24 protein-coding genes are annotated in these 25,855 nt (G+C 44.8%); 10 read left to right on the top strand and 14 right to left on the bottom strand.

Annotated features, from left to right (window positions below):
- Positions 1 to 69: 69 nt before the first annotated feature.
- From M1D70_RS22165 to M1D70_RS22180, 4 genes are all read right to left on the bottom strand, one after another.
- Positions 70 to 666 (bottom strand): hypothetical protein, encoded by a 597-nt coding sequence (locus M1D70_RS22165; RefSeq protein WP_456287967.1) that lies wholly within the window; start codon positions 664 to 666, stop codon positions 70 to 72.
- A gap of 60 nt (positions 667 to 726) precedes the next feature.
- Positions 727 to 1,251: an AAA family ATPase gene (locus M1D70_RS22170; protein ID WP_456287968.1), complete on the bottom strand. Its 525-nt coding sequence runs from the start codon at positions 1,249 to 1,251 to the stop codon at positions 727 to 729.
- A 29-nt stretch (positions 1,252 to 1,280) separates the two neighbouring features.
- Complete coding sequence (locus M1D70_RS22175; protein WP_433940869.1) at positions 1,281 to 1,637, bottom strand: NIPSNAP family protein; 357 nt, start codon at positions 1,635 to 1,637, stop codon at positions 1,281 to 1,283.
- A gap of 61 nt (positions 1,638 to 1,698) precedes the next feature.
- On the bottom strand, positions 1,699 to 1,974 hold the full coding sequence (locus M1D70_RS22180) for a YciI family protein (RefSeq protein WP_456287969.1): 276 nt from the start codon (positions 1,972 to 1,974) through the stop codon (positions 1,699 to 1,701).
- Between the two features lie 369 nt (positions 1,975 to 2,343).
- On the opposite strand from M1D70_RS22180, the gene M1D70_RS22185 reads away from it, so the two are divergent.
- The 9 genes from M1D70_RS22185 to M1D70_RS22225 all read left to right on the top strand — a co-directional run bounded on the left by M1D70_RS22185 (position 2,344) and on the right by M1D70_RS22225 (position 13,029).
- On the top strand, positions 2,344 to 3,939 hold the full coding sequence (locus M1D70_RS22185; protein ID WP_456287970.1) for an extracellular solute-binding protein: 1,596 nt from the start codon (positions 2,344 to 2,346) through the stop codon (positions 3,937 to 3,939).
- Positions 3,940 to 4,009: 70 nt separating this feature from the next.
- The gene (locus tag M1D70_RS22190) at positions 4,010 to 4,972 is read left to right on the top strand and encodes an ABC transporter permease (protein ID WP_009589850.1); all 963 of its coding nucleotides are present in this window, start codon (positions 4,010 to 4,012) and stop codon (positions 4,970 to 4,972) included.
- A 12-nt stretch (positions 4,973 to 4,984) separates the two neighbouring features.
- Positions 4,985 to 5,866, top strand: coding sequence for a carbohydrate ABC transporter permease (locus tag M1D70_RS22195; RefSeq protein WP_009589956.1), 882 nt, complete (start codon positions 4,985 to 4,987; stop codon positions 5,864 to 5,866).
- Between the two features lie 96 nt (positions 5,867 to 5,962).
- Positions 5,963 to 8,335 carry an AraC family transcriptional regulator gene (locus M1D70_RS22200; RefSeq protein ID WP_009589909.1) on the top strand — a complete coding sequence of 791 codons (2,373 nt, stop codon included), beginning with the start codon at positions 5,963 to 5,965 and terminating at the stop codon, positions 8,333 to 8,335.
- Between the two features lie 229 nt (positions 8,336 to 8,564).
- Positions 8,565 to 9,992, top strand: coding sequence for a PQQ-dependent sugar dehydrogenase (locus M1D70_RS22205; protein ID WP_456287971.1), 1,428 nt, complete (start codon positions 8,565 to 8,567; stop codon positions 9,990 to 9,992).
- 29 nt (positions 9,993 to 10,021) lie between these two features.
- Complete coding sequence (locus M1D70_RS22210; RefSeq protein WP_456287972.1) at positions 10,022 to 10,828, top strand: ATP-binding cassette domain-containing protein; 807 nt, start codon at positions 10,022 to 10,024, stop codon at positions 10,826 to 10,828.
- Positions 10,829 to 10,857: 29 nt separating this feature from the next.
- Entirely contained in the window at positions 10,858 to 11,685 is an 828-nt protein-coding gene (locus M1D70_RS22215) for an ATP-binding cassette domain-containing protein (protein ID WP_456287973.1), read from the top strand.
- Position 11,686: 1 nt separating this feature from the next.
- A complete protein-coding gene (locus tag M1D70_RS22220) occupies positions 11,687 to 12,451 on the top strand; it encodes an energy-coupling factor transporter transmembrane component T family protein (protein WP_456287974.1) in 765 nt (254 codons plus the stop codon).
- Complete coding sequence (locus M1D70_RS22225; protein ID WP_456287975.1) at positions 12,448 to 13,029, top strand: hypothetical protein; 582 nt, start codon at positions 12,448 to 12,450, stop codon at positions 13,027 to 13,029. The genes M1D70_RS22220 and M1D70_RS22225 overlap by 4 nt, the downstream gene beginning before the upstream one ends.
- Before the next feature lie 81 nt (positions 13,030 to 13,110).
- Here M1D70_RS22225 and M1D70_RS22230 read toward each other — a convergent pair whose 3' ends face one another.
- From M1D70_RS22230 to M1D70_RS22255, 6 genes are all read right to left on the bottom strand, one after another.
- Positions 13,111 to 13,965, bottom strand: coding sequence for a phosphotransferase family protein (locus M1D70_RS22230; protein WP_009589921.1), 855 nt, complete (start codon positions 13,963 to 13,965; stop codon positions 13,111 to 13,113).
- 107 nt (positions 13,966 to 14,072) lie between these two features.
- Complete coding sequence (locus M1D70_RS22235; protein ID WP_456287976.1) at positions 14,073 to 14,579, bottom strand: DinB family protein; 507 nt, start codon at positions 14,577 to 14,579, stop codon at positions 14,073 to 14,075.
- Positions 14,580 to 14,752: 173 nt separating this feature from the next.
- Positions 14,753 to 15,808: an ankyrin repeat domain-containing protein gene (locus M1D70_RS22240; RefSeq protein WP_456287977.1), complete on the bottom strand. Its 1,056-nt coding sequence runs from the start codon at positions 15,806 to 15,808 to the stop codon at positions 14,753 to 14,755.
- An 89-nt stretch (positions 15,809 to 15,897) separates the two neighbouring features.
- Entirely contained in the window at positions 15,898 to 16,497 is a 600-nt protein-coding gene (locus M1D70_RS22245) for a transglutaminase-like domain-containing protein (protein WP_456287978.1), read from the bottom strand.
- A gap of 63 nt (positions 16,498 to 16,560) precedes the next feature.
- Entirely contained in the window at positions 16,561 to 16,938 is a 378-nt protein-coding gene (locus tag M1D70_RS22250; RefSeq protein ID WP_456287979.1) for a hypothetical protein, read from the bottom strand.
- 1,634 nt (positions 16,939 to 18,572) lie between these two features.
- Positions 18,573 to 19,964 (bottom strand): family 4 glycosyl hydrolase, encoded by a 1,392-nt coding sequence (locus M1D70_RS22255; RefSeq protein WP_456287980.1) that lies wholly within the window; start codon positions 19,962 to 19,964, stop codon positions 18,573 to 18,575.
- A gap of 173 nt (positions 19,965 to 20,137) precedes the next feature.
- Here M1D70_RS22255 and M1D70_RS22260 point away from each other — a divergent pair, with 173 nt between their 5' ends.
- Positions 20,138 to 20,989 carry a helix-turn-helix domain-containing protein gene (locus tag M1D70_RS22260; protein ID WP_009589822.1) on the top strand — a complete coding sequence of 284 codons (852 nt, stop codon included), beginning with the start codon at positions 20,138 to 20,140 and terminating at the stop codon, positions 20,987 to 20,989.
- A gap of 121 nt (positions 20,990 to 21,110) precedes the next feature.
- On the opposite strand, the gene M1D70_RS22265 is transcribed toward M1D70_RS22260, so the two are convergent.
- The 4 genes from M1D70_RS22265 to M1D70_RS22280 form a co-directional block, all read right to left on the bottom strand.
- Entirely contained in the window at positions 21,111 to 22,193 is a 1,083-nt protein-coding gene (locus tag M1D70_RS22265; RefSeq protein ID WP_456287981.1) for a Gfo/Idh/MocA family protein, read from the bottom strand.
- An 18-nt stretch (positions 22,194 to 22,211) separates the two neighbouring features.
- Positions 22,212 to 23,195 (bottom strand): Gfo/Idh/MocA family protein, encoded by a 984-nt coding sequence (locus M1D70_RS22270; protein WP_456287982.1) that lies wholly within the window; start codon positions 23,193 to 23,195, stop codon positions 22,212 to 22,214.
- 40 nt (positions 23,196 to 23,235) lie between these two features.
- On the bottom strand, positions 23,236 to 24,024 hold the full coding sequence (locus M1D70_RS22275) for a phytanoyl-CoA dioxygenase family protein (protein ID WP_456287983.1): 789 nt from the start codon (positions 24,022 to 24,024) through the stop codon (positions 23,236 to 23,238).
- Between the two features lie 89 nt (positions 24,025 to 24,113).
- A complete protein-coding gene (locus M1D70_RS22280) occupies positions 24,114 to 25,805 on the bottom strand; it encodes an extracellular solute-binding protein (RefSeq protein WP_456287984.1) in 1,692 nt (563 codons plus the stop codon).
- Between the last annotated feature and the right edge of the window lie 50 nt (positions 25,806 to 25,855).

Here is a 25,855-nt window from a genome sequence, read left to right on the forward strand (position 1 = left end):
TTGTTAGCATAAGCGGCTTACGGAGCAATACGTTGTCTTGATCACCGTTCTCGCTTTAAAATCTGCTTTTTATTTCATAATCCATTGCTTCATCCGATCTCTCATCGTGTTGGCAATCTCTTTGTCTCTCTTGTTAATCCATTCATATAATGGGCCTTCAATAAATCCCTGCATTTCTTTTCGAGTTTTTTCAAGACTATCTATTAGTTCTTTATACGAATACAGTATGGGCTTATTAACATTACTATCGGTGATTTCCGGATCATCAGGCCAAACACGCACTTGATCATTACTGTATGTAATACCTGGTGCAGGATCATGTCCCATCCACGGGCTTTGTTTATTTTTAATTGTATCTATCACCTCAGAGAAATCTTCTAAACCACAGCAACAACTCGGTAAAATATATTTGCTCTCATCTTCAAAAAAAGCAATCCCCCCTGATATCGCGACTCCTTCTTGCTCCAATAATTCATTAAAAGATAAAAGAAATGACTGTTCTATATTGATATGATTATAACCAAATAGAAGAATCAGAAATAATTCCACATCTTGCTCATTCGATTCAGAAGATAAACAGATAAACTCTTCTCGAATAACTTCATCCGTAATCCATTCAGGTTTATCAAAGTATGGTTCAATGATTACGGGTTTAGTGTAAGGCATGGTTGATTCCCCTTACTTTTGTTTTTATCTTACTTGATTCTCAATAAATCCTATAAGACTTCATTTTTCCTTTAGATAATCCAAGACATTATTTAAGTAACTCTCAATGGATTGCGAAGAATCAATAGTCAGACACTTTATATCTAATGGTCGTTTACTTTCATTTAAACCAGATATAAATGATTCTTCAGTCGTCTCCGCTATTTGGCTTATCATTCGTTTTCGATTTTGAAGTCTGTTACAAATTTCCTTGTAATCGTTGAGGTAACATTCTATATATTTGTATTGAGCTTCATACTTACTTGCTAATCGCAATCCATGATCCAGCATCTCCGAATATAAACAAGGAGCATCAAATATAACATCATGACCTTGCGATAAATAAAACTCGACCAAATCCCAATCAACCGTGTATGCAATTTTGCCAAGATGGTTCATTTCAATATCAAGTCCTTCTGCTGACTTTAATATTGCCGTTTTAGATATATCATGGTCAACAATGACAGCCCCAGTTATATTTGCAATTCGTCTAGCAAGCGTTGATTTTCCAGAGCCCGGAAAACCCGACATTTGGAGAAAATACACTTCAGCACCTCGATTTACTCTTATTTTAACTAATCTAATATTGTTTTTTCTCTAGGTACTGTGCTTTTCACAAATTCCTGTCTAATATCTTCCTTAAGCACCTGTTTCAATCGGTCTCTACCAATTTGATCAAAACGATGCTGTACTTTCATTACATGTTCTTGATCAGATTTGATCTGGCTTTCTATTCTTTCATAATCTTCATAACTGTCATACTCCCATATAGCGAATACCTCAGTATTGTTTTCATCTCTATCGAACATCCACCGTCCAATTAATCTAGCGCCATACTTTAACTGAGACGGCAGTAATATCTCGTTAAATAATTGATTAAACTCTTCTAAAAATGACGGTTCAACTATATAAGTTTTTCTTCTATAGATCATTTTTTGTCCTTTCTGTTTTTCGGGAATTTCCTAACAGTTGAATTGCAAGATGTATCATAGCTTAAAGTAAATAATTATTTTTTTCGTTGGCCAGCTTTAGCGTCCTGATTTCATATGATTTGCACCCCGATGCAATAAATGGGTCAGAATTTGCAATGTCTGTTGCTTCAATTAAATCCTCTGCTTGAATGATGACCATTCCTCCAGGATAATCCGAAAAAGGGCCACAGAGCATAAGTTTGCCTTGTGATTCGAGGCCTCTTAAATACTTCACATGACTCTTAATAATTTCATTATTTAACGGTTTCTGATTGGTCATTAAATAAACAAATGTCATTTTCTTCCCCTCCTTACTTGCATAGCAAGCCGTCCGAGCATCCAACAGAAGATCACGGGGAGCACCATCTAGCGTGCACCTCCTTTCACCCGTGTTTTTTGTTTATGGCACATCTCCGGCTTTAACTTGATGGAACTATGCGAAGATTGGCTGGGGGCTTGCGGCTCGCTGCTTAGCCCCAAAGATTTGCAATCTCTCCCCACTGTAGAAGGGACAATCTTTAATATGGTCGATTCAGTTTTATATTCGCCAGTGCCTGATCTTAATAATGGCAACCCTTTCCTGATTTTATATGATTCCGGAAAAAACAACCATCCTTTATGCTGAATATGTCAAAAGCACATCAAAATGGAGGAGGAACTACGGTTTATGCAGATGAGCAGGAACATCATCAAAAAGCTTATACCTGTTATAACATGTCTGGGACTGGCTGCCACAGCGATTGTCGGCTGCAGCAGTGAGGAAATGCCAAAGGGGAGTACGGAATCCACAGAGTTCACCCAACCTTTGAGCAACTTATCGTATTGGAAACAGATGCATTCCGACGCAGCCGCTATTATGAAAAGCTATGGTGAGATTACCGCTATTCAAGAAATCGAAAATAAAACCGGTGTCAAAATCGATTACCAACACCCGGCCCAAGGCCAAGCTGGCGAACAATTCAACTTGATGATGGCCTCGAAATCGCTGCCCGATGTCGTTGAGTATACGTGGAATAATTATCCGGGAGGCGCTCAAAAAGCGATTAAGGATGGTAAAATCATTCCATTAAACGACTATTTGGACGATTCGCCTAACTTCAAAAAGCTGCTGGACGAAAACCCGGAATGGAGAAGACAGGCTTCGACGGACGATGGCGATATTATCGGTTTCCCATTCATCCGCCCCGTGAGAAAACTGCAAACCCACTCCGGCCCGGTTATACGTAAAGATTGGTTGGACAAGTTGGATTTGCCTACTCCTAGAACCATCGACGAATGGTATACCGTTTTGAAAGCGTTTAAGGAACAAGATCCCAACGGAAACGGAAAGGCGGATGAAATTCCGATCATGATGGGAGCAGGCGAGCTTGCTTTTACTGGCGCTTTTGGCATCCCGAACGGCTTCTATCACGAAGGAAATACGGTCAAATATGGCCCCGTTCAACCCGAATATAAGCAATACCTTACAACCATGAACCGTTGGTACAATGAGGGCTTGCTGGACAAAGACTTTGCAGCCAATGACAGCAAAATGTACGATGCCAAAATAACCGGCAATCAGGTCGGTGCGGCTGTTATGGCTGTAGGCGGAGGGATGGGCAGGTTTATGGATTTAATGGAGTCCAAGGAACCGCAATTCAAGCTTGTTGCCACACCCTATCCGACATTGCAATCTGGCGATAAACCGATATTCGGTCAAATGGACAATCAAATTGTAGGCATATTCACTGCTATAACCGGAAGCAACAAGCACGTTGCTGAAACTGTAAAATTCTTCGATTACTTCTATAGTGAAGAAGGACGAATGATCATGAACTTCGGTAAAGAAGGCGTATCCTATACGATGGATAACGGTTATCCGAAGTATACGGACTCCGTCATGAACAATCCGGAAGGATTGCCGCTTGCCCAATCCGTTAAAAAGCATGTCTTGTCCGCTGATGCCGGTCCTTTCTTGCAGGATGTACGCTATATGGAGCAATATGCGGCCAGACCGGAGCAGCAAGAAGCTTTAACCGTCTGGGCAGAACCTTCGAATGAAAAAAGAATGCCTCCGATCACCATCGCCCGGGAAAACAATAGCCGATATGCCTCGATCATGAACGATATCGATACGTATAAAAATGAAATGATCGTTAAATTCATTATGGGCGCAGAATCGCTGGATAAGTTCGATGAGTATGTCGCTACCCTGAAAAGCATGGGTATCGACGAGGCAATTCAAATGCAGCAATCCGGATTGGAACGCTACAACGACCGATAACAGGCCTACTACACTGGAGACGGAAAGCTTGCAGCTTGCCGTTCTCCAGTATTCAAAGAAGGAGTAAACCATGCCTAATGTACAGAGAAACATTGTGAAGACGACAACGGGGAACCGGGCAGAGAAGAAATGGAGCATGATAAAAAAGGACATCATTCGGAACCGCTACATTTATCTTATCCTGCTGCCCGTCGTTGCCTACTACATCGTTTTTCATTACGGACCCATGTATGGTCTGCAAATCGCTTTTAAAGATTACGGACTTGCCGACGGAATTTGGGGAAGTCCATGGATGGGTTTCGATCATTTTGAAAGTTTTTTTGGAAACTACTATTTTTGGAGACTGATTCGGAACACCTTGCTGATCAATATCTATGAATTGCTGTTTGCGTTCCCCGCTTCGATCATACTTGCCTTATTGCTTAATGAGATTCGCAGGAGCTTTTTTAAACGGATCGTCCAGACGATAAGCTATCTCCCGCACTTTATCTCCATCGTCGTTGTAGTCGGGATGATGATCGATTTCTTTGCCCGCGACGGTCTGGTGAATCAACTTCTTGGCATGATCGGACTTGAACCGATTGCCTTCATGCAGGAGCCGGGGTGGTTTCGCTTCATGTACGTCTCTTCCGGCGTCTGGCAGGGAATCGGATGGGGCTCTATTATCTATCTCGCCGCCATAGCCAACATTGATCCGACGCTCTATGATGCGGCCCGGATTGACGGAGCGGGACGATGGAAACAGACCTTGCATATTACCCTGCCCGGGATCATGCCGACCATTGTGATATTGCTCATTCTCAACATGGGATCCATGCTTTCCGTTGGGAGCGAGAAAATTATTTTGATGTACAATCCGATGACCTATGAGACGGCCGATGTCATCTCTACCTATGTATTCAGGAAAGGTATACTGGGAGCCGATTTCGGTTATACCGCTGCCGTTGGGCTATTCAATTCGGTCATCAGCTTCATTCTGATTGTACTCGCCAATTCCATTAGCAAACGAGTGAGTGAACATAAATTGTGGTAAGGGAGGAACGGTATGTTTCACAAACGCAGCCTGGGTGAATCGATATTTTCCGTCGTCAATACATGCTTCATGCTCCTGCTTTGCTTCGTCACGCTTTATCCGTTCCTGTACGTATTATTCGCATCTTTAAGCGATCCTGCAGAAATCGCCCGATTTCGCGGCATGCTGTTTTTCCCTACCGGGTTTAATCTGGATGCGTATAAAGCCGTCATGGATAATCCCATGATTCTGACCGGTTACCGGAACACCCTCTTCTATGTCGCTGGCGGCACAATCATCAACCTAATCATGACAACGCTCGGTGCCTATGCCCTTTCTCGCCGCAACGTCTATTTCAACAATTCCATCATGCTCATCATCGTGATCACGATGGTGTTCAATGGGGGCCTCATTCCAACCTTTCTGCTGGTGAACAGTCTCGGCATGCTGGATACGCCTTGGGCTCTTCTCTTGCCCGGGGCTATCAGTTCATTTAACTTGATCATTATGCGGACCGCCTTTCAAGCGGTACCCGTTAGTTTGGAGGAATCCGCGCGGATCGACGGGGCCAATGATTGGATCATTATGAGCCGAATCATTGTTCCTCTTTCGATGCCTGTTATTGCCGTCATGGTTTTGTGGTATGCAGTGGGACATTGGAATTCATACTTTAGCGCATTGATTTATTTGCGTGATCGGGAGTTATTTCCCTTGCAGTTAGTGCTCCGTGAAATTCTGATCTCGAACAGTACGGACAGCATGACGACCGGCGCAGCAGCCACAGACCGGCTGGACATCGGGATCACGATCAAATATGCGACGATTATCATCTCTACACTTCCGATATTATGCCTATACCCGTTTCTGCAAAAGTATTTTGTGCACGGTGTCCTGATCGGTGCGTTAAAAGAATGATCATCACACGAATCGGTCATCCAATGAAGGGAGCAAGCTTGCTCTTCCCGAAATATATGGGACTGAGCAAGCTTTTCTATATTAGGAGTGATCGCCATGTTATCAATCATTCGAAGAAAGAATGCCGAGAGCCGAAGAAGAAGCCTGTTCATCAGGATGCTCGTATCCAATTGTCTTCTGCTCCTGCTTCCCATCCTGATTTGGTTTGTGTTCTATACCAATATTGAACATATCATGAAATCCAATGCGGAACGGTCCAATCTCGGCATGTTGGAGCAGATGCGTCTCAATATAGACAGCCATTTCAAAGAAATTGAACAGTTATCCCATCAGATTATACTCAATCCGAAGCTGCGTTATTTATTAGATACGGAAATCAAAGACTTGTCAGAACGGTATCATTTGGTCCAGTTTACAAGAGATTATTTAACAATGCATTCGAGAATGACCAAGGATTTTGTGTACGATTTCTATATTTTTTTGGACCGAAGCGATTCTGTGATCAAACCGAATCTCGTAACCGATTCTCACAATTTTTATGATAAATATTATCGCTTTGAACATCTGACCTATGAAGAATGGCTTAAGCAGATGAAGAGCTATCATAGTCAAACCTACCTGCCGTCCTCCACCTTACAACGAAACGGCTACCTGAAGGATGACCCCATGCAAGTGATTACCTTTATGCAATCGTTGCCGGTCGAAGAAACATCCAATATGAAAGGGAATCTTACGGTTCTGATTGATGAAACCAAGATTCACGAAATGACACGACAAATTGAGTCCGCAAACGGGAGTTCCGTTTATATCGTGAACCAAAATCATGAACTCATCAGCAGTACCCCTGGTGCAAGTCCGTTATCAAACTCGATATTGAATGAACTGAAGTCGAACTCCGGTTTACGCAATTACAATCTGAACGGTCAAGATGTAACGGTATCATTCACAACCTCGGGACAAGTCGGATGGTACTATATTGCTGTGATGCCTTTGAATGTATATTTGCAGAAAGTGAAACAAATGGAGCAACTTGCGCTGTGGCTTCTCTTGCTATGTATCCTTGCGGGGAGCGCGGCTGCATATGGAATCGCGTATCGAAACTATTTTCCAATCAAAAGAATGATAGAGGCGATTCAGGCCGGAAAGTCTCATCCACGTAAACCGGCTGTGAATGAATTTGACTACATCCTGGAAATGATGAAAATTTCCTGGGACGAGGAAAGACATATTAAAAACAAACTGACTCAACAACTGCCCATTCTGCGTTCTAACTATTTACATCGTGTGCTTCAAGGCTACTTTGAGCCTCCAGAGCAAATGAAACAATCGCTGGAATTTATGGGCATCCATTTTCCGTTTCCTCATTTTATTGTCATTCTCGTTCAAGTGGACGACATGACCCGGTTCGCACCGAACCAAAGTGAAAAACAATGGGCATTGGTGCGATTTATCATCTCCAATCTGGCTGAAGATACAGTCTATGAAGGCCATACGATACATACGATCGACTTGGAGAAAGACCGGCTGGCCCTGCTCGTTAATCTAATGCCGGATCAGATGGATCATCCGACTTGCCGGGTGAAGGACATCGCATCCGGATTGCATCGCATGCTGGAGACTAGGTTCAAGCTGGAAATCAGCATAGCCATAAGCGGCGTTCATAAGGGCCAGCATCAGATTGGAGAAGCCTATTTGGAAGCGGCTGCCGCCTTGGAGTACAGGATGGTCAATGGGCAGCTATCGACCTTTTACTACCATGACATTCGCCAGAAAAAGCTGCAGTATTATTACCCCGTCGAAACCGAGCTGCAGTTAATCAACTGTATTCGAAGCGGCGATACAGAGCAAGTGGTCCAACTGCTTACACAGCTGTTCGATCGAAATTTTCGCGACGAATCCATCACTCCGGAGCTTGGGAGATGCCTATTATTCAGTCTTGCCGGTACCCTGCTGCGTATACTGGCATCTGATTCGGATACGCTGGCCTACCGGAAGCTTACAGAAGGTGACATCCACCCTGTGCGTTTCCTGCTTTCCTGTAAAACAACCGACGAAATGTTTGAAAAAGCGAAGGACCTGTATGTATCGGCCGCCGAATCGTTCAAACTGGAACGAAGCGATCACAATGAACAGCTCCTGCTGCAAATTCAAACCTGCATTCAAGCGAATTACGCCGATCCAAATATGAGCTTGAATTTAGTGTCTGAGCATTTGCAGATCACGCCGCAATATATTTCACAATTTTTTAAAAGAGTGAGTGGACAGAACTTCAACGACTACCTGACTGTCGTACGCATGGATCACGCTAAGAAACTGATGTCGGATTCTGGACTGACCAACGCACAGATTGCCAAGATGGTCGGTTATACAAGCGATACTGTTTTCATTCGGGTTTTTAAGAAGGTCGAAGGCATTACTCCCGGTAAATATAGAGAGAGTATGACGAAATGTGCTGGATTAAGTGAATAGGAATATATACTACATTTTTCTACATTGGCAGCACATCTCTCCTTAAAAGAAAGGATGTGCTGCTATAGTTTTGCGCTCATATTTCTCCGAGGATTTTTATCATTGCTCGTCTTTTTTTCATGGACCATAGTGCACAATTATATGGACTCTACTAACCGCTCCTCCGGAATAAAAACCGGTTCTAATCATAAGCTTATACAAGAAAGCCATAAAAGGAGGGTTAAGTGAATTGACGAAAGTTAAAGTTAGTTTACGGCCCATTGTTAGCAAGCTAAATTTACCCACTGTGTTGAAAACAACGATTCTTCCGGGCGACTCCATCGAAAGATTATTTATTGCGACTCAGGTAGGAGAGATCTTTTACATAGGAAACGGAGTTATAGAGACTTTCTTAGATATTCGTCCGCGAGTCCTGAAACTAGGGGGTTCTAGCGGCGGATATGATGAACGGGGACTGCTAGGGCTGGCATTTCATCCCCAATTTTATTATAATCGTCTGTTTTATCTCCATTATTCAGCAGCTGGAACCCAAGGTCCAGGGGCCCTTCCAGGTGCTCCTCCTGAATCTTTTAAGCCTAACCCGTGCGATGCTAGCACCTTAAACCTAAAGTGGGCAAATAGAGAACATCAATACGATCATATCGATACAGTCGAAGAATGGATTCTCCAATCGAATGGCCAACCTCACAAAAGGCGGACGTTACTTAATATCAGAAGGCCATTTTTAAATCATAACGGTGTCAATAGCCTAAACTTTTCCCCTGAAACAGGAAAGCTTGTTTTGACAACCGGTGATGGCGGATCAGGCTATGATCCGTTCAATTTAAGCCAAGACGATATGGAAATCGCAGGTAAAATCATCGAAATTGATGTCGTTAAGAATTCGTATATCGATAATCCGCCCGTAGTTACGCGTTTTAATGAACTGCCCGTACCCATTCAGGAAACGCTTACGGTAATCGCCAAAGGCATTCGCAATATACCCGGCATTTCATTTCAAAGGTTTTACAATCAGTATATCAAATACGTAGGAAATGTCGGACAGGATCTCGTAGAGTCGATTTTTTCGTTCGTTCATTATAAACCGATACCGGTTACTCAGCTTATACAAGCTTCTTTAATGAAAACGGAACCTGACCATGAAGGATTTATTAACTTGGGCTGGCGCGGGTGGGAAGGTGCTTTTCCGACCTCGATCATAACCGGCTGCTCTGCAAATCCGGCTTTGAACGAGAAAACCATTGCTTATTACGAGGAAGCCGTAAGAACTTCCGTACGGCGTCTTCAGCCTCTGACAAGTTATTTTCATGAAGATTCCCGAACCGATAAGTTTAGAGCAACTGCACTTACAGGAGTGCAGCCCTATATGGGATGTGGAATCCCCTCTCTATCGGGAAACGTTGTGTTTACCGATCTGGCTCGAGGGGCTGAATCTCAACTTCCCGTTAGAGGGGTCTTAGCTTACACCAAGGTAAGTACGGATGGTAAGCTAAATGATTTTCATGTTATTGAAACCGATGATCCGTTTGGGTCTCAATCCGCGTATTATGTTAGTCTGGGAACGAATCTGAATCAAACCAGACTCTATTTAGGGGTTTATGGCTCGATGAAAGTGGCTGATGCTAACCAAGGTACCGTTTTTGAAATTATTCCATGATTCATAACGAACCAAATCCGGCCAGAATAATGGCAAACGTTGTTTCGTTCAATAACGTATGGTTCCAGTACGATTCGCGCCAGGATTGGACACTTCGGGAAATCAATCTAACCCTTGATGAAGGAGAATGGCTAACGATCGTGGGTGGTAACGGTTCCGGAAAATCAACGTTAGTTCGATTGATTAACGGCCTGCTCCAACCTACATTGGGAGAAGTCGCCGTTTACGGAAAGAAAACATGCGACCATCGGAACTTATGGGATATTCGTCAAACTGTGGGTATGGTGTTCCCCAATGCGGAGAATCAAATTGTTGGCATGACCGTGCAGGAGGATACGGCTTTTGGCTTGTATAATATCGGCGTTTCCCCGGAAGAAGCAGAATCCCGGTGCCGATCCGTCTTGCAATTGCTTGGGCTCTATGAACTGAAAGATCGTCCTCCATATTTTCTATCCGGCGGGGAAAAACAAAAGCTCGCGATTGCCGGAGTTCTGGCCATGGAGCCCAAAGTGATCATTGTTGACGAGTCCACTTCCATGCTCGATCCCCATAGCGCCCGGCAAATTCATGAGATTATGTCCGAACTGCATCGTAACGGATACACGCTTATCCAGGTGACCCATGAGGTCGAAGAGATTTTCACTGCCGATCGTCTTGTTGTGATGCAAAAAGGCAAGATCCGGTTCGATGGAACGCCCCAAGAAGCGGCGGCAAATTCTTGCGTTTTTACGGACTCCGGCCTTCTCCCTCCGTTTTCTGTTCGAATGCGTGATCTTGCCAAGCAAAAAGGGCTGAATGTACCTGCTACGAATGAATTTGGATTCGGGGATGAGTGATGGATATTGTTTTAGAGAACGTCAATTGCATGCTTGCCACCAGAACCCCTTTTAATACAAAAGCCATTGATCGAATCTCGCTGCATGTTCCTGCAGGGCAGTTCATGGCGATTATGGGACCGACCGGGAGCGGAAAAACCACATTGGGACAGTTGATGGGAGGCCTGATCCTCCCTCAATCAGGGGTAATACGGATCGGACCTTACCGAGTCCATAAAAAGTCCGACCGCCTCCGCCTTTGGAAAACAATCGGATTCTTGTTCCAATTCCCCGAGCACCAAGTCATAGAGGATACGGTTTTCAACCATATCGGAGCCAGACTACATCGACTAAGCACGAGGCGGGATTGGGTTGCCGAGCAAGTGAAACAGACGATGGAAGCCGTAGGGTTGTGCTTTTGGCAGTTCAAAGACCGGTCGCCTTTTCAAATCAGCGGCGGTGAATTAAGGCGGATCGCACTGGCAGGGGTGCTCGTTACAGAACCGAAAATTCTCATTCTGGACGAACCGACAGCAGGCCTGGATAACTGGGAACGGAGCAGAGTGTTATCGTATATAAAGCAAGTTCATAATGAGAGAAAAATGACGGTTCTCTACATGACTCATCGGCTTGAAGAGGCCCTCGAATACGCTGATCGGATTCTCGTGTTGGACCATGGTCAATTATACGCGGATTTCCACCCTTGTAACATTCGGGATCACTGGCAGCAGTTGGAGCGAATCGGTTTTGTGAAAACGCCCCTGCTCCGTTTTATAGATTCACTCGAAGAACGGTCCGCCAACAAACTGCTCGAAGGTGTATATAAAGAGGAGCAATTGATATCATTCATCACAACTCTCTCTAGGGAGGAACTGTGACATGCAATGGTTGAAGCTGCTGTCTTTCGGGCCGTCTATGAACACGCGCTCTTTTGTGCAAGACTTGGATCCTCGTTCAAAACTTATCTTTACAGCGACATATTTATCTTTGGTTACCATCTCAAATGATCTTCTCAGCGTGGTTTTCTATGCAATCGTTGGATTGTTGTTGGTTCTCGCCGCCCGATTGCCTCTAGCTTATTTATGGAACGGTTTGCTTGGTTTGCTCCCCCTACTGCTCACGCTGTTTTGTTTCCACATGCTGTTAGGCGATCTTAAAAATGCAATTCTCCTGCCTTGCAAGCTCATTTTTTTTATAACAACGGCTATAGCGCTCAATGCAACAACCCCTCCGACCAAGCTGGCAGACGGTCTAGAGGCCATCCTACGCCCGCTTACTCTCGTTCGATTTCCGGTTCAGAATTTCGTATTTATGATCTCGGTGGCCTTCCGGTTTATTCCGCTCTTTATCGATGAAACCGACTCCATGTTGAAATCGCAAAAAGTGAAACACGCGTGTTATAAAGGCGAAGGTCTTCGAACCACAACACAATCTCTTCTCCAGCTTCTCGTTGCTCTGTTCGTTGCCGTGCTTCGCCGTGCGAACCAACTGGCTCTCGCGATGGACGCTCGCTGTTACTTACCGGGAAATATAATCCGGGCACGTCGTTTACAGTATAGTTGGCGCGATTGGATGACGATCCTTTCTGCGCTGGCTCTGCTACTGATCCATATGCTGTTGAAAGGAGAAGGTTTTGAACGATGAATTCCATGAAAAATTACTGGCTAAAGCCTGTAAGTGCAGAAGCTTCAGAGATTCACACCCGTTATGGAGCGGCACGATTTGCCACAAGAAAAATGATTACGGTCGCTTTTCTTGCCTCGTTATCCGCTATTTTTCAATCCATGGGAGGCTTATTGCCAGGGATAGGCTACTTGATTAGTCCCCTCGCCACAGCCCCCATTGTGTTATGTACGATCCTTTCCGTCGGTTCCGGTCTGACCGCCTATTTGCTCGCGATGCTGCTTCTCTTTATTATCCAACCAAGCGAACTGATCGTTTTTCCATTCACGACAGGTTTATTGGGGCTTGGGATTGGCGGTTCGCTGTTATATTTGAAATTACGCTTGCCGGCCGTGATTGCCGGATCGTTTTCTTTGTGGGCGGGAATCCTTTTGTTGCTTTACGTTTTTCGATTTCCTGTTCTGGGCCCTGCAGTTTCATCTACAGTTAGCCTAAGTACGATCTCTATCGTTTATGTGTTCTCGCTTTTCTACAGCTGGCTATGGGTAGAAATAAGCAGGTATCTCATTACGAAAATAAGTAAGGGATTACTTGAATAAGACGGGGCAATCTGTTATCAGGGTTCTCGAAAACCCTCTGCCGGACCGAGGGCCGGATGGCCCCCAGCGTGAAAGAATTGCCTACACTCGATTTTTCTGTTTCCCTAAGGTTCTTCTTATCTCTGCAACTAGCTTCTTCTTCTCAACATCAGATATGGCATCAGCAGACAATTTCCTTGCTAAAATCGGTATTATCCAAGGCACTACATCATCATAAGAAATCCCAGAGAGTCTATAGTATTCGTCTATAAATAGGTCAATTAGATCCTCACGAATCGAATCAAACATATCTCTAGTTTCCTCGGGAAAGGAGGACGGCAATACGGCATATCGAATCATTACAATATACTCAGCAATATCCGCTTCAGGATTCCCTATGGTTGCATTCATCCAGTCTAACAAGATTGCTTCTCCGTCATCCTTAACGATTACGTTGCGTGGATTTGGATCCCCATGACACAGGCATTGTTTCGTTTCTAGCGATTCTAATAAGGAAATTGCGCTCTCTTTTTCACTGGCACTCAGGTAATGAACACTCAAGATGTTTGATTTTATTATGCTTTTCTGGCAAGGCAATTCCTTACCTTCAGCTAATGCTTGGTGAACGCGAAATAGTAGTTGAGCTGTAAGCTGAACGTCGGCTTGTTTAACTTCGTTGTTCTGGCTAACGATAACCTGATTAAAAAAACGCTCCATCATAGTTTCACCTGTAATATGTTCGAATACAATCCCCGGTCTTCCACTCATTTTCGTTAACTCAAAAGGCTGAGGAATAGGGAGTCCACATTCCCAAGCGATGCAATTATTCAAATACTCTCTTCTTAAAGCTTCGAAACTTGTATTCTCTTTGGCTAGTTTTATGATTCTATTATTCCCTACTTCGAAAACCTCAGAGCATCCACCTTCTCCGATTTTTTGTCCTAATGTATATAACATTAAAGGTAACCCCTTTCTTTTAAGTTTTTGTTATTTCAGCTAACGTTAATGTATTCACGACGTCCAACTATAGGTTGTATCCACCTTTTTTCGAATATGCAGCTTATTTACTTAAGTCTATCTATAATTTCATTTATTTGATTAATATGCCTTTGTTCATGTAAGTACAGTGACTTAACCCATTCAATTAATAACATCTCTTTAAAGACTGGGTGTATAAAATGTCTTCTGCTCAGCACTGACTCGTCTTCTACTGTATTTAATAGTTCAAGTAACTTCTGTCTTGAATTGTTTAGTTTCTCAATGATCTCTTCATATTCTAAAAATTCATCCGTTGGTTTAGCAATGTCAGGAGCTTCTAGCTTTTGACTTCTATCAAGTAGAAATTCTACTGATTTATTTTCTATAAATGAATCTTCTTTGCTCTTTAACCCTTTCTTTATAGCTACGACATATAATTCCTCTGTTTTAAAAAGGTGCTGACAAACCTGACTAATACTCCAACTGTTTAAGTCTTTCTGTTGGTTTAATTGATCTCCACTCAAACCGTCAAGAATTCCGAGTAATTCGACTCTGGTTACTTCTAATTTTTGTTTGATTTCTTGAAGCTCCATAAAAAACTCCCTTTCTTTAATATTTTACGGATATCCTATAACGTTCTCGTATTTACGAATCCTAACCCCTTAAAGGAGCAGAGCAACTGGCTGCCATGCGTTTAGGTGATGCAGAGTTGTCTGCCTGAACTGACTTCTTCATGTATTAAATTTAAATAATATCCCCTTTTTCGTTATCGTCTATAGTCAGGCTGCTCCAGAGTAATAGGATTCGGATTGCTGAGGACCCAATGCACTGCCAGCTCGCACAGTCTCGCAGGTTCATCGCTGCCATTTCCGTTGTGAAGTTCTTTCGCTAATATTCCTGCCTCCTGAAGTGAAGCGGGATCTAATGGTGTACCCAAGCTAAAGTAATGTATCAAACGATTGAGCATTTTACGATATTGCTGATCCCAGTTCATACCGCCGTTATCTAAAATTTCGTATGACACTTTACCCGTAATCCGGATAACCTCACCCTGTACGGTTTTCGCATGTCCTTTTGAAGGAATGAGTAAATTCCAGAGTTCGTGATGTTGCGCCTGCCATCCCTTTGCTGATACTGTTATCGAAGAGGCGCCGTCATGCGTCTTTCGCTTCTCTACTCGTGGAACATCAAATAACTCATATAGACGTAAAAGTGCCTCATCGGTTTGATTCAAATACTCTTTATTAAAACCTTCTCTGTGAAATTCAAAGTTGTTTCCGATTCGCTTAATAGAGTCCTGCATCTCCGGCGTTACAGTTGTTCCAGCGTTAAGCAAAATATCGGCAGCTTCCGCCATATTGACAATATCCGCGTTCCTGCACATGGCCAAAGCTTTTTCTAATGGAGTCTGTCTCATCTTATTTATTGCGTTGATATTTGCGCCTTTGGCAACCAACGTCTGAACCGCTTTTGGTTTAAATGAACTTGCGGCGGCAAACAAAGGTGTCTCGTTCTGATAATCAACGGCTTCTAGATCTGCACCCAAATCAAGCAGCAGCTCCGTATGACCACACCAACTCATGGCATGTTTGTGCAGAGGCGTTGCTCCGTAATTGTCTCTAGCATTTATATCAGCACCCTGTTCCACGAGCCAGCGAACCAATTCATTCGGTACTTGGTAAAAGCTCAAGGCTGTTGATTTACTGTAACCGCCACGGGCATCCACTTCGCATCGGGTAAATACCTCTTTTAATGCGGATATATCGCCTGCATTAATTAGCTCATCAAAATTTTTCGGTAAGGTTTTTTTCTTCTTGCCCATATGTGCTTTCTCTCCTGACGTCAGAGTTTATAAATTTTCTTCAGCAATGCGTGAATGCTTTGTTAACTGAGGTTGTTATCGTCTTCGATTCAAACGCTCAATTCTTCTGGTAAACCTTTCTGATACATCTGTATACAGTTATTGTTTTCTTCCAGTGTTTTAATAATATCTGGATGGGGTTCATAATAATTTGTTGAATAGTCTATTTCTCCGTACTCTACTCGGATCGGAAATGCTAGTTGTTCTTCTTCAATGGAGAATTGAGCATTTATCCCTTCCTTGTTACCTCTTGCATCTATTCTGACCCATTTGCCTAGGTCTTTTAAATATACGGAATTTAGAGCATGAATACAGTATCCGTCTTCTGGTTTGTCAAATAGCGTTAATCTCTGGTAACAAATACCCGCGGGAATATCCATTCCTCTTAATAAAGCCGCGAGCAAATGCGACTTGGCATAACAAATTCCATGCCTTTTCTCTAGAACTTCGGAAGCTCGTCTTGTTACTTCCTGTTTTTTTACATCATATGAATGATCGATCTCATCACGAACATATTCGAACACTGCCTTTATCCGTTCCATTTCAGTATCTTGTTTAAACGACCTTATGAGCTCTTGAATTTGAATATTAGAATAATTGATATATTCTGATTCCTGAAGATACGCATGTAAAGATTTTTCGTGCTTCATTTGTTAAACCCCCGGTCAAGAAATGTATCAATTTCAGTTAAGTCATTGTTTTTCAGGCTAAGACTATCCAAGAAAAGCTGTAATCCAAAAACATATTGCGGTAATCACGGATAACGGTGTAGCTATGTACTTCTCTTTTTTACTTTTAGAGAACGCATTCAATACGGAATTTATGGATAAATAGACTGCAAAGAAGAAACAAATTCCTCTTGTAATTCCACTTGAAAACAACAAAGGGACAAGTCGTGCTGTTTGTAAAAGGATTAATATGGCAAACCATTGAATCAATACGGAAAAGGCACACATATATCTCATGTTGGTCGGCATAATTCTATACTTACCTCCCATGGCAAACTCTCCATAGGGAAATCCTAATGCAAGAAAAATATATAATACGGATGCAGCGAAAAAAGCTGCACTTCCTATAACAGCTACCATCATCATAATCCCTCCGTTCGTTACAATCTGTTCATCATAAAATTGTTAATCCCTCCTTCTCCTTTATCCTTATTTTTCCTAACGGGTAAAAATTACTGAGAACCATATCATTTCTTTATTTCATCGATCACTTGTCTTTCTTACTTCGAGATCAATCACGCCATAAAAAGCGAAATGCGATACGGGATACTCTTTCACCCTTTACTCTGGATAGGCTACGCCAAGTATTTACCCCTTAAGCTGATATACCATCTTTCGCTGCTCTGCCAGTGATTGTCCTGCGCAGCGGAAAAGGCGTCTCGGTTGCCACCATAGCCTGACTGCAGTTAAGCAGCAGGGTTACTTTTTCGGTTTCGTTGAAGGTGCCGTCTTATCCTCTCGCTTTTTCAAATATATATAGAGAAGTATGCTTCCAAAGAAGGATATTTCAACTGCCCCGGTAAGGATCCTCATCCATCGCGTTTCTTTAAAATCAAATAAGATATGTCCTATACAGTATACTGCCGATAGCGTAATAACCCATTGAAGTAGTGATTTTTTCATTCGCCAGTCTCCCCCTCTTAGTGTAAATCTCCACTTTTATTCTATAAACCGAGTCTTTATATGCTTATCGTTCGTCGCTTAGCAAATACTATATTATATTTAAGTTAGACTAAATAGTCTAATAATCCTTGATAACTCGATTAAGGGAGCATAAATTTACTGTAAAGTATGATTGTGAAATCATGGAGTTAACAACAGGCTGTCGAAACTATACATAAACGAATAGAACGTTCATCTAAAATAACCATGCAAGACTGTGGCCACCTCCCCTTTGTCGAGACACCTCATGAATTCAATCAAATAGTACTTGACTTGATTTCCTGTCGAAAAGGAATGAAGCCTTTTGATTCTACTGGAACTTGGATACATACAAGCAGAAATGAAACGGACTAGCGTGACTAGTCCGTTTCTGTTTGTTCATATTATGTCTTTTTGAGTTATTGCAGGGGTTGCTATTTGAGGATGACTCCGACAAATACGGCAATACGTTTGTCGCCCAATTAGAACATCCACTAACCCGTGAATAACGTTCCACCCCATGAAAAAACAGCCGAATCTCTATTAGAAACGGCTGGTTTTCTTCACTCAAGAATTATTTTTGGTTTAGGATATAGTTGACTGTCGTATGTATCTATTTCCTTGCCGTTCTTATGTTCAAGATGTACAAGTTCGAATATTCCCATATCAGATTTAATGTACATCGAGTAATTAGGATTTGTATTAAAGAACTTCTTTCTGCTTTGCCCCCTTACCGTTAACAATGGCAGAGCAGTTTTCCAGTCCAAGTCCTCAATGTTAAATTTCATCCATCTTAGGCTCACGCAATTTTATAAAATTCGAACACCTGAAATCATAAAGAAACAAAATTCCGGGCAGGGCAAGCAAATAAAGCTGCCACTTATGGCGTGCCGGCTCCACGCAATTCGACAGTATCAAAACCAAAGACCACATGATTCCTGGTAAGGGAATCTTGTGGTCTTATCGCTCCGCTTCTTTAGCTTCGGCGGAAACCTGAGAGCAAATGCTTCACTTAGAACGAAAGGCTTCCTTATAACCGGGGTCTTGATGTACTCCGCGTAAACTTTAAGTTCAGGTCAATCTTCGTACCAAGCGTCCGGGATCATCTCACGCTCCAGTACCAGCAGTTCTTTGATGATCTGGTCCGCGTCGCTGATGGAATTCACGAGCGGATCCGTCATCATCGCTCTCCTCAGCTTCTCGTAGCTCTGTTCCACGACCGCCTCAGCCGTAAGCTCATGCGTATCCAGCACAAGCTCCTGCATGCCTCGAATTCCCCGCGGCATTTCGCCTACGTGGACCGGCTTTGCCCCTTCCATGCTTACGTCGCACAGGAGCTCCAGGAACGAGTCGTCGCTCATGTTCGTTACCGCCCCGCGGTTGAGTGTATTGATGAAGAACCGCTTCCCCAGATTTCCTACCATATTTTCGATAATGTCCGTCGCATGATCCGGGCCGAAGGTGCTCATGTAATCGGCAATCGGAATGTTCCCCGAGAGGAAATCGTCCACCTGGCGCCACATCTCGTCGTGACGCTGATATCGGTCCTCCGTCTCCCAAATCGATAACGGCGGAATGGAGTCCCGCGTCTTGCCGAGAGCCTGCCAGTACCGGACATACTCCTTTGTATGGGCCGTGCAGGTAGGAATGTACCCGAAAATGTCGTACAGTTCATACGTGATGGCGTCGTTATGAAGCGCTTTTGCGCCGTGGTCGCCGCCGTTGTTCTCTTCGCCAGCTGCCTTGCGCATGGCCTCCGCAATCGCAGGCATGACATTCTTTCCTTCGAACTCCGCTTTCAGCAGCCAAGTGAAATGATTGACGCCGGCGACGCGGAAGTCGAACTTCCGGTCAATCTCCTCGGTAAACTCGCTTCTGTCTCCGATAATGCCGGCCCGCACGGCATAATAGGCCTTCTTATGCGGCATATGATGGCTGTCGCACAGCGCGAACGATTTTAGCTTCGGCGCATATCGGTGTAATGCGATACCATGGACGGTAGATGGGTTAATATAGTTGATCACCCAAGCGTCAGGGCACAACTCCTCGATGTCTTTGACGCATTCCATAATGACCGGCAGCTCCCGCATCGCTCGGAATATCCCGCCCGGTCCAATCGTATCTCCGGAGCACATGCGGATGCCGTATTTCAAAGACACTTGGCAATCGATGCCCCGATATTTCACCGATTGTTCGGCGAAGCTAAGTACAACGAAGTCGGCCCCGGGAAGCACCTGTCTTCGGTCCGTCGAGCCCTCCACCTTCAAGGAGACGTTGTTCTCCCTGGCCACCATCTCGGCAAGTCTCACCATTTTCGACAGCCTTTCCTCATCCGTATCCACCAAAGCAAGCGTTCCCCGATTCAGGTAAGGGGAGTGGACCATCTGCCATATGGACTGACGACCGAAAAAAAGGCTGCCTGCCCCGATGACGACCACCTTCGGCTGCTGCATGTTGGAACCATTCATGAATAACCCTCCTCATAGGATATAAGTCCATTATAGGAGAGTGGCCGGAAAGCGGAATGTACGATAGTTTTCAAAACATGTCATATAGTATGATTATTCACATCTCATAAATTCTTTAGTATACTTGCTTAAACTAAAGAATGTCATACGGTAGAGGAGACAGTGGATATTCAATGTGCGCCAAGAAAATGAACATGAGTATAATCAACGAACTCTCGGAGTATATTAGCCTCCGGATGAGCTCTTATTCAGAACAAGCTCATGATCCGGGCTGGATCGAACACAAGTCGCATCCCGATTACGATCTCTGGTTCATTCAATCGGGCTCGGTGAAGATCACCATCGACGGGTTCGAACATACGGCTGTCCCGGGAGACGTGGTGTTTTTTTACCCCGATATGCCCTATATCGCTTCGACGACCGGGGATGTTTGCCGATTCTTATACATACATTTCGATTTCGGCATCGGAGAACAGCAGCGAATTTTGGGCGAGTTTCAACTCCCGGGTATTGTGGCGGGCGACCTGATCCGGGAAGAGGCAGCGCTGTTCACCAAGGCCTATCGTCGGTTGAAGCAAGGCAGCGGTACGTCGGGAAACCAACTCTACTTAAAAGCCTCTCTTCTCGTCGTGATGGCTAAGATTCTCGAGCTTCACGGGCAAGGTGCCTACGCCGGCAAATTTCTGAACGGCAGGAAGCCGAGAAAAACAGAGGGAAGCCTGGATGTCCTGCAGGACGTATTCCAATACGTGGATGCGAACTTGCAGCGTACCATTCGGATGAACGAGCTCGCGACAATTGCCGGCGTCTCCGAGAAGTATTTTATCTCCTATTTCAAAAAAACCGTGGGCATCACGCCAGGGCAATATATTTCCCAAATCAAAATGAACCGAGCAAGAGATTATCTATACGAAAAAAAATATACGATCCAACAGATCGCCGGCTTCCTCGGTTATCCCGATCCGTTCACATTTTCGAAAGCGTTCAAGAAATATTACAACGTACCTCCTTCGAAATTCGAGTAGCTCTCACCACTACCGTACATGCAAGTCTGCATTCGGCGGTTCCAAAAGGTTAACCACCATCCAGATATCCTGGACGTACGTAAAAAAGGAGATCCCCGCCTTCGCGGAAATCTCCTGGTCTTTATTCTTTATCAAAATAAACGGTTTTTCCTGTTTCTGCGGATATATACACGGCCTCTAATATTTGTGAAACAATCATCGCTTCCCTCGGTTTAACCAAGGGTTCGGTATCGTTCACGATACTGTGAATCCATTGTTTGGCTTCATACTCGAAATCGGTCAACTCTTCTCCCCTGAATTGTTCTCGTGCATTCGGATTCACCTCGATTTTATTCAGGAACAAGCTCCCGTCCCTCTCGCCATTGATCCGCAGTTCATTTTTAGCAAAATCCGCTCCTCCCTTCGTTCCGCACAGCAGGTTGCCGCCACCTTCCGCAATGTTAAGGGCCCAACTGGTTTCAATGATGACCGTCGCTCCGTTTTTAAATTTCACATACCCGAAGGCCGAATCTTCTACCTCGAATTCGTTTGGATCCCAGGCCCCCCATTCGTTCGCGGCATTTTCGGTATACTTCAGTTTATGGAAGACACTGCCGACGACGCTCTCCGGCTCATAGTTATCCATCAACCATAGGATCAGATCCAGGGAGTGGGTTCCAATATCGATCATGGGACCGCCACCCTGTTTCTCTTTATCCAGAAACACGCCCCATGTCGGAACGCCTCTTCTTCGGGTAGCGACCGCTTTTGCAAAATAGATATCTCCAAGTTCCCCATCGGCAATCATCTTTTTTAACAGCTGGCTTTTGGCGTTGGAACGATTCTGGTATCCGACGGTAAGCTTCTTGCCTGTTCGCAAGTGGGCTTCGTACATCGCTTTGGCCTCCGCACCTGTGACCGCCATTGGTTTTTCGCACATGACATGTTTGCCGCTCTCGAGCGCATCAATGGAAATCGTCGCGTGCGAGCTGTTCGGTGTTAGCACATGCACGACCTCAATCTCTTCCATGGCAAGCAGATCGATGTAATTAGTAAACACCTTTGCTTCAGGCGTGCCGTATTTTTTCGCGGCTTCCTCGGCTCTTTCCGGCTTCAAGTCGCAGAAGGCCACCATCTGTACGTTGTCTACCTTGGACAAACACGGCATATGTTTGCCGTTCGCAATCATTCCGCAACCGATGATCCCTACTTTTACGGTTCTCATGGAATTCCCTCCCTCGCGTTATTTGAACTCTACCGTTCGGTTTTCCTTATGAGCGATGTATGCCGCTTCCAATAGCTCCGTCAATTTCGTTCCCTCTTCTAATCCGAAGGGCATCGGCTTGTCATGAATCAAGGCATCCGCCCATTGGATGATCGGAAGCGGCTGCTCTTTAGGGAGTTGAGTGGGTGAGATCCATCCGGAAAAAGGGGAATCGAGCTTCTTCGAGAGGACTCTAACGGTATCATCTGAGATCATCAAGGTGCCCTCCGTACCGTAAATCTCAAGTGCAGAAGGGGTTCTGTACGTCACAAGGCTTGTTTCGACCAGTGCGACCGCATTGTTGACGAACTCAATGGAGCACTGCGCATTATCTTCCACTGCACGATGGGTGAAATAATGAAACATGGAGGTGATTCGTTTGGGCTGACCCAACATCCAACTGGCTAAGTACATCGGATGACATCCCAAATCCATCATCGCTCCGCCGCCGGTTTGCTTCTCATCGTACCAGTATTCCGGGAGCCAATTGTTCAATGCGCCGTCGTGGCCGTTCCGAATGCGCAAAAGCGTCACGTCCCCTAATACATGGTCATCGATCAGCTGCTTCGCAAACAATTGGTGAGGCCTTGTGCGAGCCGGAAATGAAATGCAGAACTTGACGCCTGCTTTGCGTACCGCTGCAGAAATCCGATTACATTCTTCTACGGTAAGAGCCATGGCTTTCTCGGTAAAGATGTGTTTGCCGGCCTCAGCGGCAGCTACCATGACGTCAGCGTGCATGCTTGTAGGGGCATCCACCACGACGCCATCGATGTCTTCCCGCTCAAGCAGCGTATCCAAATCCGCTTCAAAATCCGTTCCCAATCGGGCAGCCCATTCGCTTCCCCGTTCAGGCTGTTCGTCCCAGACCGCGGTGAGTTTAACGTTACCGTGAGATTGCAACCTTCTTGCATAATCATCTGCATGCACATGCCACTTACTTAACATCGCAACGTTCAACATGCGTTTCCCCTCCGTCATCGTTTATATTTTTTTCAAGATTTTAGTTTTCTTCAAAGGGAGGTGGCGTATAACTTGCTCCAAATGGCGCATCAGGCCTTGAAAAATCCCCCATTAAAGCTCTTCGCACAGGCGTAGTTCTTTGCATAAAGTTGACATCGTTATGAAAACGGTCCGAGGGCTTTACCCACGGAGGGCTATAGATGTAATGCATGGTATAGCGGTCGTAATCCCAATTATGTTCGTGCGCCCGATGCCACACGGCGTTGTGAAACACCAGGACTGATCCTGCAGATGCACATATCACATGGCTGATCGGCGTACCCGAATTTGCTGTCCGGATCGAATCCGGTAGTGGAACGAGACTGCGGTGGCTGCCTGGAATGAGCTCCATATTCCCCATGCCGGGTTCTTCCTGATCGGTCAATAAAAATGAAGCACGGAGCTGAATAAGGGGGACTGGGTACCCCAGATTCCTAAAATCGAAAGCGCTGGATCCGTCTTGATGCCAGCCCCCCATCCTCCCCCTCGCCGGCTGCATCGTATTCCACCCGGACTGCATAATGAATCGATCGCCAAGTAAACCCCTTATCTTCGGTAAAACCGATGGATGATCCATTAAGTTTTCAAGAGCGTGTTCAGACTCATACCCTCTGCCGACTTGACCCCAACCGACTGTACCTGCCGCTTCATGAAGTCGAATGGATGCCTGCAGGCATTCTTTGACCTCCTCTTTCGACAGCACATTCGGAATGACAAAATAACCCCACGATTCGAACATAAACTTATCGAGTTCAGTGAAGGCGCCTGCTGAAACGACCGGGTTTAACATGAGTTGTCCCCTCTCTTGCGATTGACCTAATATTCATGAAATATTCGGGATGGCAGTGACACCATCCCATATTGGATAAACTTCCTTTACTAGAACCCGACATCATCTCGTTCTGCAGCTTTTTGAGCCACGAACTCCGCCATTTCTTCCACGCCGGCCGCTCTGAATTTTTCTTGAACGCTATGAAGCATATTGAGAGCTTCTTCATCTGACCCTGCAAAAAACGCTTTCTTAAATTCCTCATCGAAATTCAAACTGCTGGTTTTATCGATATATTCCTGATATTTAGGCCACTCTCTTGCAAGGTAGCTGGCGCTTACCTTGTCTATGATTTTGATCGGCAATCTTGCCGAGAAGCTCTCCTCCAGCTTTTGCCACTCCGTTTTCTGATCTTCGGGCGTAGGCCAAGTGACTTCATTGGAGAATGCCCCGATGAACCTGCCTGGAAGATAATTGAGCCCTGCGTCTCTCTTCAGATCCGGGTTTTCATCGAATTGTTTTTTCACATCCGGAATCCATTGAGGTATCCCGTTCTCCATGTTGTAGTGCGTTCCTTCGATCCCGAAATACGCAAGCAATCGGCCTTCTTCGCTGTTGACATAATCAATGTACCGCAAGGCCGCATCGGGATCTTTGATGTTAGCGCTTAAGAAAAGGGCAGGGAATCCGGAACGGCCGGGTTTTTCCACTTGCGTTCGAATCTCTCCGCTCTTATTCTTCATCGGTCCGAGTAATTCATATTGCATTTCCGGATTCGTTTTATACAGCGTTTTTTGTAAATCCGCTAACATAGGCTGGGCTCCGAATACGGCAAGCTTGCCCGTCGTCAGCTTTTCATTCGCTGTTGTACTCGTATTGTTGAAGGCTTCAAGATCAAACAAACCTTCCGTTAATAACTTCCTCATGTATAACAATCTAGCTTCATGATCCTTGGACTGCGTCCAGTGAATCAGTTTTCCATCCACTTCACGGTAGTCCGAAATCGTGTAATCCGTCCACCCGGCAAGGAATTGGCCGTAATCCCATCCATTCCACATCGTTCCGGCAGGGATGACCGGCTTCCCGCCAATATCCTTGAAACCGCCGTCTCTGATCTTGATCAATAGATCGACTAGTTCTTCTTGCGTATCAATATCCTCCGCTTTTACGTTTAAAGCTTTCAGGATATCTCCTCTGGCAAAAAGGCCGTAATTCCAATTATGAATGCTCTCAGGGGTACCGTCCGGGGTCTCCGTAGGAATGAGATACGTCTTGCCTTCAAATTCGGGACTATTGAGATCGAACTCGGCAAAATCCTTCGCGATTCCGGTAGTCACAAGTCTTTTAATATTCGGGTATTTATCGAGATAAGGGGTTAAATCCAGAAGCTGTCCTTCCATGGCCGCCTTCTTGATGACTTGTCCTTCTCCTCCTGTCGTAGACCAGAAAGGTGCGTTAACGATATCCGGAACCGTACCGGAAGCAAAAATGGTGTTTAGCTTTTCTACTTCGCTTGTCGTGATGGATTCCAGTTTCAACGTGACCCCGGTTTTTTCCCTGATCTGCCCGGCTACGGGATTATTCTCCTGGTCCTGCGGGAAACCGGCTCCGCCACCGTTCCAAGCACTGAGGAAAGACAAGGTCACCGGTTTTATTTCTTCAGTACCTTGCTCCTTCGGACCCGTGTCAACCGTACCTGCATCCTCCCCTCCGCCTTTTCCCGTACATGCCGTCATGGTTGCTAAAAGCAGTAAAGCGATTAGTGTCATGCCAAGAACACTCCTGCGCTTGTTCTTCCTCATCCTACAATCCCCTTCCATTGGAAGTTTTTTTATATAAAAGGCATAGCCTT

It is taken from the genome of Paenibacillus sp. AK002, assembly GCF_053903045.1.